The following is an 11,902-nucleotide window of genomic DNA, read 5'->3' as shown; positions in this document are numbered from 1 at the left end:
CGGCTGCGCGACGGCGGCTTCCCGCCCGCGACCCGCAACGACGAGGCGGACATCGTCATCGCCGGCGGCGGCGTCGCCGGGCTCTCGGCGGCGTGGCGCCTGCAGGACGCGGGGTTCGATCGCTTCCGCCTGCTGGAACTCGAGGACAGTGTCGGCGGCAATGCCCGCAGCGGCCGGAACAGCGTTTCGGCCTATCCGCTCGGCGCGCATTATCTGCCGGTCGCCAATCGCGAAGCGAAGGCGCTGCAGAGGCTGCTCCGCCAGCTCGGCATGATCACCGGCGACCGGAACGGCGCCCCGGTCTACGATCCCGAGCAGCTCTGCGCCGATTTGCAGGAGCGGCTGTTCTGGCAGGGCAAGTGGCAGGAAGGGCTGATCCCGCGCACCGGCCTTAGCGCACGCGACAAGGCCGATATCGCGGCCTTCGAACAGGCGATGCACGATTTCTCGGCGCGGACCGGCAAGGACGGCAAGCCCGCCTTCGCGATCCCGATGGCCTATAGCTCGCGCGATCCCGAGCTGCGTGCGCTGGACGGCCAGACCTTCGCCGCATGGCTCGACGGACAAGGCTGGCGCTCGCCGGTGCTGCGCGCGCATGTCCGCTATGCCATGCGCGACGATTACGGCACCGAGCCGGGCGAAGTCTCGGCCTGGGCCGGCATCCATTATTTCGCGTCGCGTCGCGGCTGGGCTGCCGACGGCGCGGGCGGCAACGAACTGACCTGGCCCGAAGGCAATAGCCGCCTCACCTCGCGCATGGCCCGCGGCTTTGTCGATCGCATCGCGGCGGGCCGCATCGTCCACCGGGTGGCGCGCGACGGCGAGCGCGTGCTGATCGACAGCTATGACGCCCGCCGGCAAAACACCGTCCGCACCACGGCCCGCGCCGCGATCCTCGCCATGCCGCATTTCATCGCCGCGCGGATCGCGCCCGAACTGGGTAGCGCGAAGGATTATAGCTACGCGCCATGGCTGGTCGCCAACATCACCGTCGACCGATTGCCCGAAGGCCGCGGCGTGCCGCTGGCGTGGGACAATGTGTCGAGCACCAGCAATTCGCTCGGCTATGTCGTCGCAACCCATCAGGGGCCGGATGCGATGCCGGAGGGATCGGTCCTCACCTGGTATCTGCCGCTGTCGGACATGCCGCCTGCCGAAGCGCGCCGCCTGCTGGTCGAGCGCCCTGCCGACGAATGGAAGCGCATCGTCCGCGACGATCTGCTCGCCATGCACCCCGAAATGCATGACGCGATCCGCCGCATCGATCTGTGGCGCTGGGGCCATGCGATGATCCGCCCGACGCCCGGCTTCCTCGCCCGCGCCGATGCGCCGCACCCGACCGGGCCGCTCTATCTGGCGCATAGCGACCTGTCGGGCCTGTCGCTGTTCGAGGAAGCCCATTATCACGGCGTCCGCGCCGCCGAGGCCGCGATGACGCGGCTCGGCCATCCTTACGAAAGCCTGTTGTGACCCCCGCTTCCCCCTATCAAGGCCAGCACCTGATCGCCGACCTGCATGGCTGCACCCGGCTCGACGATGCGGCCTTTATCGAGGCGTGCCTGGCGGATGCGGCGGACGCGGCAGGGGCTTGTCTGATCGAGACGCGGCTCCACCATTTCGGCCCGGGACAGGGCGTCACCGGCGTGGCCTTGCTCGCCGAATCGCACCTCTCGATCCACACATGGCCCGAGCATGGCTATGCCGCGATCGACATCTTCATGTGCGGCCGGACCAACGATCTGGAAGCGGCACTGGCGCTCATCGCCGAACGGCTGGGCGGCACCGTCACCCGGCGCACCGTGATCGAACGCGGCTTCAACGCCGCCGGACTGAGCGTTTAGACCTCGTTTCAGCTGCGCTGAAGCGGCACCGGCCCGCTCCCCCACCCGGCCTCCCACAGAATATGCTGGATGGGAGGCCGGGTGGGGGAGCGGGCGGAGCAGCCCAAGGTTCCGGCGATGCGAAGCATCGTTGGAAAGGCTGTGGAGGGCGGTGCCGCCTAACTGAAAACGACTCTAGGGCTTGTACTCGACGATCGTCAGCGTCGCAGCGCGGATCTGCGGGATCAGGATGCGGCTGCGCTTGATGTCGAAGCCGATCGCGGCGGGCACCGGAATGTCCTTCACCACCATCACCGGCTTGCCGTTCGCCGGCAGGTGATAGACGCCATGCCCGTCCTGGCTGGAGACCAGCAGGCTGCCATCGGCCAGCGGCACGATCCCGTCGAAGCGGCCGAACGGCAAAGTGACTTCGCGCAGAAGCCGCCCGGCGGGCGAACGGAAGCTGAGGTTCACCCCGCGCCCGCCATGCACCACCGTCCCATCGGCCAGCACCGCGATCCCGTTGGGCCGCTCCAATACCGGATCGCGCTTCACGAACTCGGAAACCTTGCCCGCCGCGTCGATCCGATAGAGCGCGCCGGGGCTGTCGTCGCTGCCCGAATCGGTCACATAGATCGTGCCGTTCGCGGTCACGAACAGGTCGTTCAGCCGCACCGCATCGGGGATCGGGATCGACCGGAACGGCGCACCGCTCAGCCGGTCGAACACATGCACCGCCTTCACATCGGCGACATAGATGCGCTCGCCCGCGATGAAGATCCCGAACGGATCGGTCAGCGTCACGCCGTTGCGCCCGCCCTCGATCCACTTCGCTGCGATCACATTGCCGTCGGGCGAGACGCGCGAGACGAAGCCGTTACTCTCCGGCCCGCGCGGCCCGGTGCTGGTGACCAGATATTCGTCGCGGACGGGATCGTGGCGCGCGGATTCGGGGCCGTCGAAGCCGGCATTCTCCAGCACCTTCACCGGGGCCTGAGCGAGCGCAGGCCCCGCGATCAGCAGCGTGGCCGCCAGCAGTGCGGCGCTAGTAGGTCTTCTTCCGCGCATCCTCGATGATCCTCTTCGCCCGAACCGGATTGAAGATGCCGCACGAACAGAAACGGCTCAAGGCAGCCGTCACCTGATCGGGCGAACGGCGGTTCTCCTTGACGAAATCGATCATCTTCTTGGCCAGCGACTGGCTGATCATGCCGTGCCCGCACATCGTCGACAGCGCGAGGACATGGCGGTTGGGTACATGATCGCCGATCCCCTCAAACCCCAGCGAATAGCCGACGCTGTGCCGCGTCAGTCCGGCCGCCTTGCAGCAGCCCAGCGCGTTGGCGATGGAAGAGGAGATGTTGATGCTGAGGCCCAGATCCTCCACCGCGATCCGCTGGACGAATGCCTGCGCATCCTCGGCGGTGGCGAACACCGCGGAATAGGTCGTCGCCGCCTCGATCCCGTCGATCACCTTCTGGAAATCGGGCGTGGTCGGGCGTTTTTCGAAATGCTCGAGCGCGTGGGTGTGTTCGGTCGGGCGGATCGATCCGCCATTGGTGGCGTCGCCGATATTCACCGGACTATATTCCAGCGCGATCTCGAGAAAACGCTTGAGCGCCGGGACGGGGTCGCCGGTCTGGGCGACCCCCTTCGCGGGCAGCGCGAAGATGATGTAATCATCGACGAAGCTTTCGGCAGTGCCGTAGCGGTGGAGCGTGTTGGTCATGCCGCGGCCGCACCCTTTGAGTTGTGGCCGATCAGCTTGATCTCGGTACGGCCCAGGCCGAGATTGGTCTTGGCGCGGCGCAGGCTGTAGCCGAGCTTTTCCAGCACGGGCGCCACCACCAGCTCGTCGCCATTCTCGTCGCAGCGCGTGCCGACGCCGAGCACGACGATCGTGTCGATCTCCTTCTCCACTTCCCACACGGCGCGGATGACCTCTTCCAGCCGCGCGATGGGAATGGTGATCTCGAGGATCGCCGAAAGCACCTTCTCGTTCAGGATATCCTCGCGGATGATGCCCTTTTCGGGATCGGTCATCATCGCCGTCACCGGGTTCTTGGGCTGGATCTTCACGCCCATGCCCGCCAGCTTCATGCTCATCACCTGGATCTGGTGGAAACGCGCGCCGACGCCCGGCCGGCCGAACTCGATGGTGATGCCGACCATCCCCACCGCGACGCGATCGGACACGTCGTTGGTCTTCACCTCCTCGGTGCCGCGACCGGTCACGCCGGTCGACTCATGCGGCACGCGCGGATCGGAGAATGCACGGCGCACCACGCGCGGCCAGCTCAGCTCGTCGGGCACCAGCGCGTCGGTCGGGCAGATGTCCGGATCGGGTTCGAAGCGCAGCAGCAGCTTCGACATGATCCGGCGGGTGAAACGCACCGTCTTGGGCGGCAGATGCTCCTTCGACAGCCCGTTGTAACAGGCATAGCATTCGACGCATTCGTCGCTGTTGATCGATGCCTTGCGCGTCTTGGGATCGATGAAGATCGCGCCCATCGGGCAGACATAGGTGCAATTCCCGCATCCAACGCATTTGCTGTCGCTGATCTGCATGGCTGGTCCAAACTCCACGGATGCGCCCGGCGCATCTGGTTATCCTGTGCTGGCCCTCCGGGGGCCGATGCCTGTTTACGTAAATTGCATACAAAACATCTTATCTGTATGCATTCCTCGTTTCGCCGTGCTTGTCAACGCTTTTCCGGGCCATTTTCGAGGGTGTTGCGCCACGCTCACGCGCGCTTCGGCTCCTCGCCATAGAGGCGCTTCGACGCGTCGATCTTGAGGAACAGCAACGCCGCGATCAGGCACAGCGCAGACGGCAGATAGAAGGCCGTGTCGTACCCGGCATAGGTGACGATATAGCCCGTCGCGAACGACGCGATCGCGCCGCCGATATTGCCGAACGTGTTCATCACCGCCGAGACCGACCCGGCATAATTGCCGCCGATATCCAGCGTCACCGCCCAGGATACGCCGACCGTCAGCTCCAGCCCGAACACCGCGAGACAGAACCAGCCGACGCTGACCAGCGGGCTGTCGCTCATCACCGCCAGCGGAATGGTGATCGCCGCCAGCAGGAAGCCGACCATCGCCACCAGCCGCCGCGCCATCTTCAGATTGCCCGAGCGCTTGAAATAATGGTCCGAGATCCAGCCCCCGGCGATATCGCCCAGCACGCCGGCCATCAGCGGCATCGATGCGTACAGGCCCATCTCGGCCAGCTCGAAACTGCGCGCGGTGTGGAGATATTTGGGGAACCAGGTGAGGAACAGCCCGATCGAATAGGCGTAGCAGAAATACATCGCCGCCAGCGTCCACATCAGCGGACTGGAGAGCAGCCTGCCCCAAGGCACCGCGACCTTCTGCGTCGAAGTGGCGACCGTGCCCAGGGCTTCGGCGATCATCGTCCGCTCGGCATCATTGACCATGTCGTGCTCGGCCGGACGGTCGCGATAGAACCAGAACCAGAACGCCGCCCAGAGCAGGCCGACCAGCGCGAAGATGAAGAAGGGCGCGCGCCAGCCGAAATGGAGGATCAGATAGACCACCGCGACCGGCGTGATCGCCGCGCCCAGCCGCGCACCTGCATGGGTCACACCCTGCGCCCAGCCACGTTCGGACGGCAGCATCCAGCGCGACAGCGAACGCGTGGCGATGGGGAAGGCCCCTGCCTCGCCCATGCCGAACAGGAAACGGCATACCAGCATCGATCCCGCCGACCAGGTCATCGCGGTGAACGCCGTGAAGGCCGACCACCACACCACGATTCCCGTCAGCGCGCGGCGCGGCCCGAACCGGTCGCCCAGCCAGCCGCCGGGGATCTGGAACAGCGCATAGCCCAGCTGGAAGATGCCGAAGATCCAGCCCATCGTGATTTCGGAGAAGCCGAACTCCTCCTGGATCGACGGCGCCGCGGTGGAAATCACCACCCGGTCCATATAGGTGATCATATAGGCGAGGACCGTCAGCCACAGCACATAGTGGCGGACGAAGGTCGGCTTCGCTTTGGTGGGGGCCATGCCGCTTGCTCCGTCAGCGCTTCACCGACGGCACTTGCGTGCCGCCGACATAGACTGCGCGGATCGCGCGGGTGTTGCGGATATCCTTCAGCGGATCGGCGTCGAGCACGACGAAATTGGCCCAGCGTGCGCGTTCGAGCACACCGATATCCTTCGCGCCCAGCACTTCGGCGCCATACAGCGTCGCGGCGCGGATCGTCTCGGCGGTCGTGAAGCCGTCGCGCACCATCAGCTCCATTTCCCAATGGACCGAATAGCCGGCGACGCGGCCCGGAGGACCCGAATCGGTGCCGAGGCCATAGCGGATGCCGGCTGCGGCCAGCCGCTTCATGTTGGCCATCGCCATGTCGAAAAAGGCCGGATAGCGCGGGAAGGTGGGGTTGCCCGCCACGGTCCGCTGCCGCTCGGCACTGGCCAGCAGCGTCAATGCGGTGGGCGAGAGCGACTGCATGAAGAAGGGATCGCTGAGCCAGGGCGCTGGCGATCCATAGGCGAACATCGCCGCCTCGCGGCTGAGCGTCGCCGCCACCTGAACCACGCCGCGCGCCTTCATCATGTCGATCAGTTCCTGATCGACCGGCAGATCGCGCACCGAATGGACGAAGCCGTCGATGCCCTCGGCCACCAGCCGCTTGGCGTCGGCGAGGTAAAAGATATGGGCATAGACTTTCAGCCCGTTGCGATGCGCCGCGTCGATCACCGCCTTGCTGATCTCGGGCGGCATCTTGGGCATGGTGCCCAGTTCGTCGTCGAGCCACAGCTTGATGTAATCGGCGCCCTTGGCCGCCTGTGCATCGACCTCGGCAGCCGCTTCCTTCGCGGTCGCCACTGGCCGGTTGATCCCCGGCACGCCGCCATAGCCGCCGCGGAACACGATGCCCTGACCCGCAGTGTAGATCCGCGTCATCATCGGCCGCCCGGCGCGCTGCAGCGCGCGGATCTGGAAGATCGAATCCTTGTCGGTCCCCATGATCGCCACGGTGGTGATGCCGAACGAGCCATAGGTGCGCAGGTCCGCCTCGACATTCTCGGGGCTGTAGAATTTCTCGTCCTGCGTCAGGTCGTGCAGATTGCCGATATGGATGTGCGTGTCGATCAGCCCGGGGATCACCCATTTGCCGCCCAGATCGACCGACACCGCCACCTCCGGCGCGCCCGCCATCGGACCCGCCCACAGGATGCGCCCATCGGCCACCAGCATCGCCGCGTTCGGCACCGCCGGCCCGCCGCGCCCGTCGATCAGGGTGAAGTTGCGATAGAGGATCGTCTCCGCCGATGCCGGCTGCACCGCCAGGAAACCCGCCATCAGCGCCGCCAGCACCAGCAGCATGCACAGCAGCAGATTGCCGGGCGCGGATCGCACAGATTGGCCGTTCCTCACACTCGCTCTCCTCTCGTTTCCAGCCCGTCTTGCGCGGGTCCGGAAGGTCATCCCGCCGTGTAGACGGTCTTGATCTGGGTATAGAATTCGACCGCGGCGAAGCCCTGTTCGCGCTGGCCGTAGCTCGATTTGCGGGTGCCCCCGAAGGGCACGTGATAGTCGACACCGGCGGTCGGCAGATTGACCATCACCATCCCCGCGCGGACGTTGCGGCGGAATTCGCGCGCATGTTTCAGCGAGGTCGTGACGATCCCGGCAGACAGGCCGAACTCGCCCTGATTGGCGATCTCCAGCGCTTGCTCGAAACTGTCGGCACGCACCGTCGAGACGACCGGCCCGAACACTTCCTCGCGATTGATCCGCATGCCGGGATCGGTGTCGGCGATCAGCGCGGGCGACATGTAATAACCGGGCGTGTCGAGGTTCAGCGCCTCGCCGCCGGTCACCAGCCGCCCGCCCTCGCGCACCGCCAGTTCGACATAGGACAGGTTCTGCGCGAACTGGCTTTCGCTCGATGCCGGGCCGATCTGGGTGGCGGGATCGAGCGCATTGCCCACGCGCAGTGCCGCCGCGCGTTCGGCCAGTGCGGACACGAAGCGATCATGAATCCCCGCCTGAACGATGACGCGCGACGACGCCGTGCAGCGCTGGCCGGTCTGGAAAAAGCCGCCATCCAGCGCAATTGCCACCGCCCGGTCGAGATCGGCATCGTCGAGCACGACCAGCGGATTCTTGCCCCCCATCTCGAGCTGCACCCGCGCCTGACGCGCCATCGCCGCCATACCGACCTTGGCGCCGACACCCTGCGAGCCGGTGAAGGAAACTGCATCGACTTGGGGGTGATCGACGATCGCCGATCCCACGCCGCCCTGGCCTAGCACGAGATTGAACACCCCCGGCGGGGCGCCGCATTCGTGGATGATCGCGGCCAGCGCATGCGCGATCGCCGGGGTCGGGTTGGCAGGCTTGAGCACCACCGTGTTGCCAAAGGCCAGCGCGGGCGCGGCCTTCCACGCCGGAATCGCGATCGGGAAGTTCCACGGGGTGATCAGGCCATAGACGCCCACCGCCTCGCGATAGGTCGCCGCATCGATATCGGGCCGGACCGATTCGAGCGTCTGCCCATGCCGCCGGATCGCCTCGCCCGCGAAATATTTGAAGATCCGCGCGGCGCGCATCACTTCGCCCATGCCCTCGGCGCGGGTCTTGCCCTCTTCGCGCGCAAGGAGTTCGCCCAGTTCGGCCGCGCGCGCCATCAAGGTGGCGCCCACCTTGTCGAGCAGGTCGCTGCGAACCTCGGGCGAAGCCGCGGACCAGCCCGGAAAGGCCTTCCGCGCCGCCATCACCGCCGCGTCGACTTCCGCCGCGCCGCCCGCCGGATAGCGCGCGACCACTTCGCCGGTGTTCGACGGATTGATGCTGTCGAACGGCGTATCGGCCTCGACCGCCCTGCCATCGATGAAATGGGTCAGCCGCATCATGCGCTCACCAGCGCGCGGCGGGCGAGATCGCGGAACAGCGACGAAATGCCATAGGTCCAGGGCGGCGCGTCCTCGCACAGCACCACCTTGTTGACCAACGTGCCGAGCTTCGGCGTCGACACGCTGACCGTATCGCCGATCTTGTGGGTGAAGCCGCGGCCCTCATGCTCACGATCCTCGACCGGCGCGAACATGGTGCCGAGATACAGCACGAAGCCGTCGGGATATTGGTGATGCTTGCCGATCGCCTGCCCGATCAGCTCGAGCGGATCGCGGCTGATCTGCGCCATGTTCGAGCGGCCTTCGAGCCGGAAATTGTCCTCGCCCTCGATGGTCAGCGAGACCTCGGCATTGCGGACATGATCGAGCGTGAAACTCGCGTCGAACAGGCGAATGAACGGCCCCAGCGCGGCCGAGGCATTATTGTCCTTGGCCTTGCCCAGCAGCAGCGCGCTGCGCCCTTCGATGTCGCGCAGATTGACGTCGTTGCCCAGCGCCGCACCGCGCGCACGGCCCTGTGGATCGGCGACCATCACCACTTCGGGTTCGGGATTGTTCCAGCTCGAATCGCTGCGGATGCCGACATAGCTGCGCGATCCGACCGAGGAGAGCACCGGCGCCTTGGTGAAGACTTCCGCGTCCGGGCCGATCGCCACTTCCAGATATTGCGACCAGGCGCCTTCGTGGATCAGCATTTCCTTCAGCCGCATCGCTTCGAGCGAACCGGGGCGCAGCGCGCGCAGGTCGCTGCCGATCCGGTCGAGGATCACGCCGCGGAAGCGTGCCGCTTCGCCGGCGTCACCGCGCGCGCGTTCCTCGATCACGCGTTCCAGCGCCGAGACGGCGAAGGTCACGCCCGCCGCCTTCACGCATTGCAGGTCGATCGGCGCGAGCAGCCGGCCCGGCCCTTCCGGATCCCATGCGGCGGCAAGATCGAGATCGTCGAGCGGACCCAGATCGCGCCCCGCGGGAAGCGCCTCGCTCGGCTCCAGTTTCGCGAGCAGATCGGCGACGGTCGGCGTGGCGCCGGACAGGTCCCACACGCGGCCGTCCAGCACCGCGACCGGAATCGGCCCGTCATCGCTCGCCAGGCGGCCGATGAGCGTCGCGTCTTCGCTGTCGTCCGGGAGCAGATCGCGCACCCTTCACCCTCCCGATCTTCTTATTCTGCATGCATAGACTCACTCTTGCATACAAACAAGCCGATTCGGGTGGCCGGAGATACAATCCGCCGGAAGGTGCGCGGGACGCGGTTCCTAGCCGCCGACCTCCGCATAGGTCTCCGCACGCTTCTGCGCGCGCTCGCGGGCTTCGTTGCGCTTCATCGCCTCGATGCCCTTGTTGAAATGCGCTTCCATCAGCGTCTTGAGCAGCGCCTCGTCGCGCCGCTCGATCGCCGAGAAGATCTCGACATGCTCCTTGAACGCTTCGTCCCAGCGGTCGTGATCGAGCGTGCTCACATGGCGCGCCCGCTCGGCGCGCGGCAGCAGCAGCCGCCACGCCAGCAGCAGCGAAGGGCTGGCTGCGCCTTCGACGATATGTTCGTGGATCAGCCGGTTCGCTTCGAGATAGCTCAGCCGGTCGCGCTTCTCGAAATAATGCGCCATGTCGGCCTGAAGTTCGCTGAGGATCTCGATCTGCTCCGCCGTCATCCGGCGGCAGGCGAGCTGGCCCGCCAGCCCTTCCAGCACGCCGAGCACGGTGAACACGTCCGCCGCTTCCGACTTGTCGGGCATGCTGACCACCACGCTGCGATTGGGCAGCAGGTCGACCAGCCCCTCCGCAGCCAATGTGCGGAACGCTTCCCGGATAGGAGTACGCGACATGCCGAGATCTTCGCTCAGCGCAATCTCGCGCAGCCTTTCGCCCGGTGCCAGCTCGCCGGACAAAATCATCTTTCGAATCGACTTCAACGCATCAAGATGAAGCCGGCCCTTGCGCGGCCCTTCACTCACCGCACTCTTGCGCGCGGTCTTGGCTGTCGTTGCCCTGGTCTTGTCGCCCGGCTTCGCAGTACGGCTCATATTCCTCCGGGTGCGTAATGACTTCGAATTGCGATGTTGCTGAATGATTTCAAGCTAGGGCTTGCTGCACTGCATGGCAAGCGCAACGGCCCGGCTTGCACACAAGCGGCGCCATGCGCATGGCGGTGCATGCAATCGATTCGAAGAGGTACGCGCTGCGCATGACCCGCCCCGTCGTCGCGATCAAACCGGCGCTGATGCCGCGCATCGAACCGCTGGCCGGCAGCCGCTACACGCTGATCTCCACCGACGATAGCGGAATGCACAGCGCACGCGCGCTGGTGCCCAGCGGCGGATCGGAAGTGAGTGCGGCGCTGATGGACGCGATGCCTGCGCTCGAGCTGATCGCGGTGCACGGCGTCGGCTATGACGGAGTCGATCTGGCGGCAGCTGCGACGCGCGGCATCGCCGTCACCAACACGCCCGATGTGCTGACCGGCGACGTCGCCGATCTCGCCATCGGCCTGATGATCGCCGCCTGCCGCGGCATCGCGACCGGAGACCGGTTGGTGCGCAGCGGCGGCTGGGCAACGGGTGCGCCGTTCCCGCTCGGGCATCGCGCCAGCGGTCGGCGCATCGGCATCGCCGGCTTCGGCCGCATCGGCAAGGCCATTGCCCGCCGCGCCGAAGCGATGGACTGCACCATCGCCTATACCGGCCGACACCGGCAGCCGGTGCCGCACGACTATTACCCCGACCTGCGCAGCCTTGCCGAAGCGGTCGAGATCCTGATCCTCGTCCTGCCCGGCGGCGCCGACACCGACGGTCTGGTCGGTGCGGAGGTCCTCGACGCGCTCGGCCCGGACGGCATCCTGATCAATGTCGGCCGCGGCAATGCGGTGAACGAAGCGGCCTTGGTCGAGGCACTGGCCAGCGGCCGGATCGCAGGCGCTGCGCTCGATGTGTTCGCGCAGGAACCGCATGTGCCCGCCGCGCTGCTCGCGATGGACAATGTCGTCCTCCAGCCGCACCGCGGCAGCGCGACGATCGAGACGCGTACTGCGATGGCTCAGCTGGTGATCGACAATCTCGACGCGCATTTCGCCGGGCTCCCGCTGGTCACACCTGTGACGTGACTCTCGAAACGGCACCGGCCCGCTCCCCCACCCGGCCACCCAACGGAAGTATATTCTATGGGTGGCCGGGTGGGGGAGCGGGCCGG

11 protein-coding genes are annotated in these 11,902 nt (G+C 66.4%); 3 read left to right on the top strand and 8 right to left on the bottom strand.

From position 1 onward, the window contains the following. A partial coding sequence (locus P1X14_RS20485; RefSeq protein ID WP_277317275.1) for an FAD-dependent oxidoreductase occupies positions 1-1,470 on the top strand: 1,470 nt, incomplete at its 5' end. After that, positions 1,467-1,841 (top strand): adenosylmethionine decarboxylase, encoded by a 375-nt coding sequence (speD, locus tag P1X14_RS20480; protein WP_277317274.1) that lies wholly within the window; start codon positions 1,467-1,469, stop codon positions 1,839-1,841. The genes P1X14_RS20485 and speD, both read left to right, overlap by 4 nt. 174 nt (positions 1,842-2,015) lie before the next feature. On the opposite strand, the gene P1X14_RS20475 is transcribed toward speD, so the two are convergent. The 8 genes from P1X14_RS20475 to P1X14_RS20440 form a co-directional block, all read right to left on the bottom strand. Next, positions 2,016-2,888, bottom strand: a complete 873-nt coding sequence (locus tag P1X14_RS20475; RefSeq protein WP_277317273.1) for an SMP-30/gluconolactonase/LRE family protein — start codon at positions 2,886-2,888, stop codon at positions 2,016-2,018. Continuing rightward, on the bottom strand, positions 2,866-3,549 hold the full coding sequence (locus P1X14_RS20470; RefSeq protein ID WP_277317272.1) for a hypothetical protein: 684 nt from the start codon (positions 3,547-3,549) through the stop codon (positions 2,866-2,868). The genes P1X14_RS20475 and P1X14_RS20470 overlap by 23 nt, the downstream gene beginning before the upstream one ends. Beyond that, positions 3,546-4,388, bottom strand: coding sequence for a 4Fe-4S binding protein (locus P1X14_RS20465; RefSeq protein ID WP_277317271.1), 843 nt, complete (start codon positions 4,386-4,388; stop codon positions 3,546-3,548). The genes P1X14_RS20470 and P1X14_RS20465 overlap by 4 nt, the downstream gene beginning before the upstream one ends. A gap of 176 nt (positions 4,389-4,564) precedes the next feature. Further along, positions 4,565-5,854 (bottom strand): MFS transporter, encoded by a 1,290-nt coding sequence (locus P1X14_RS20460; RefSeq protein ID WP_277317270.1) that lies wholly within the window; start codon positions 5,852-5,854, stop codon positions 4,565-4,567. A gap of 13 nt (positions 5,855-5,867) precedes the next feature. Beyond that, a complete protein-coding gene (locus tag P1X14_RS20455; protein ID WP_277317269.1) occupies positions 5,868-7,217 on the bottom strand; it encodes an amidohydrolase family protein in 1,350 nt (449 codons plus the stop codon). Between the two features lie 65 nt (positions 7,218-7,282). After that, positions 7,283-8,716 carry an aldehyde dehydrogenase family protein gene (locus tag P1X14_RS20450; protein WP_277317268.1) on the bottom strand — a complete coding sequence of 478 codons (1,434 nt, stop codon included), beginning with the start codon at positions 8,714-8,716 and terminating at the stop codon, positions 7,283-7,285. Continuing rightward, positions 8,713-9,849 (bottom strand): fumarylacetoacetate hydrolase family protein, encoded by a 1,137-nt coding sequence (locus P1X14_RS20445; RefSeq protein ID WP_277317276.1) that lies wholly within the window; start codon positions 9,847-9,849, stop codon positions 8,713-8,715. Before P1X14_RS20445 ends, P1X14_RS20450 begins: the two co-directional genes overlap by 4 nt. A 123-nt stretch (positions 9,850-9,972) precedes the next feature. Further along, positions 9,973-10,740, bottom strand: a complete 768-nt coding sequence (locus P1X14_RS20440; protein WP_277317267.1) for a GntR family transcriptional regulator — start codon at positions 10,738-10,740, stop codon at positions 9,973-9,975. Between the two features lie 161 nt (positions 10,741-10,901). On the opposite strand from P1X14_RS20440, the gene P1X14_RS20435 reads away from it, so the two are divergent. Further along, positions 10,902-11,816: a 2-hydroxyacid dehydrogenase gene (locus tag P1X14_RS20435; protein WP_277317266.1), complete on the top strand. Its 915-nt coding sequence runs from the start codon at positions 10,902-10,904 to the stop codon at positions 11,814-11,816. Positions 11,817-11,902 lie beyond the last annotated feature (86 nt).

Source organism: Sphingomonas sp. AOB5, from assembly GCF_029433115.1.
Taxonomy (GTDB): Bacteria; Pseudomonadota; Alphaproteobacteria; order Sphingomonadales; family Sphingomonadaceae; genus Sphingomonas.
The sequence above is the reverse complement of the archived record's forward strand: the minus strand, read 5'-3'. Positions and strand labels throughout refer to the sequence as shown.

Excerpts from the sequence above, each read along its gene's own strand:
- P1X14_RS20475 (WP_277317273.1), bottom strand. The coding sequence starts at position 2,888 with ATGCGCGGAAGAAGACCTACTAGCGCCGCACTGCTGGCGGCCACGCTG.
- P1X14_RS20470 (WP_277317272.1), bottom strand. The coding sequence starts at position 3,549 with ATGACCAACACGCTCCACCGCTACGGCACTGCCGAAAGCTTCGTCGAT.
- P1X14_RS20465 (WP_277317271.1), bottom strand. The coding sequence starts at position 4,388 with ATGCAGATCAGCGACAGCAAATGCGTTGGATGCGGGAATTGCACCTAT.
- P1X14_RS20460 (WP_277317270.1), bottom strand. The coding sequence starts at position 5,854 with ATGGCCCCCACCAAAGCGAAGCCGACCTTCGTCCGCCACTATGTGCTG.
- P1X14_RS20450 (WP_277317268.1), bottom strand. The coding sequence starts at position 8,716 with ATGATGCGGCTGACCCATTTCATCGATGGCAGGGCGGTCGAGGCCGAT.
- P1X14_RS20440 (WP_277317267.1), bottom strand. The coding sequence starts at position 10,740 with ATGAGCCGTACTGCGAAGCCGGGCGACAAGACCAGGGCAACGACAGCC.
- P1X14_RS20435 (WP_277317266.1), top strand. The coding sequence starts at position 10,902 with ATGACCCGCCCCGTCGTCGCGATCAAACCGGCGCTGATGCCGCGCATC.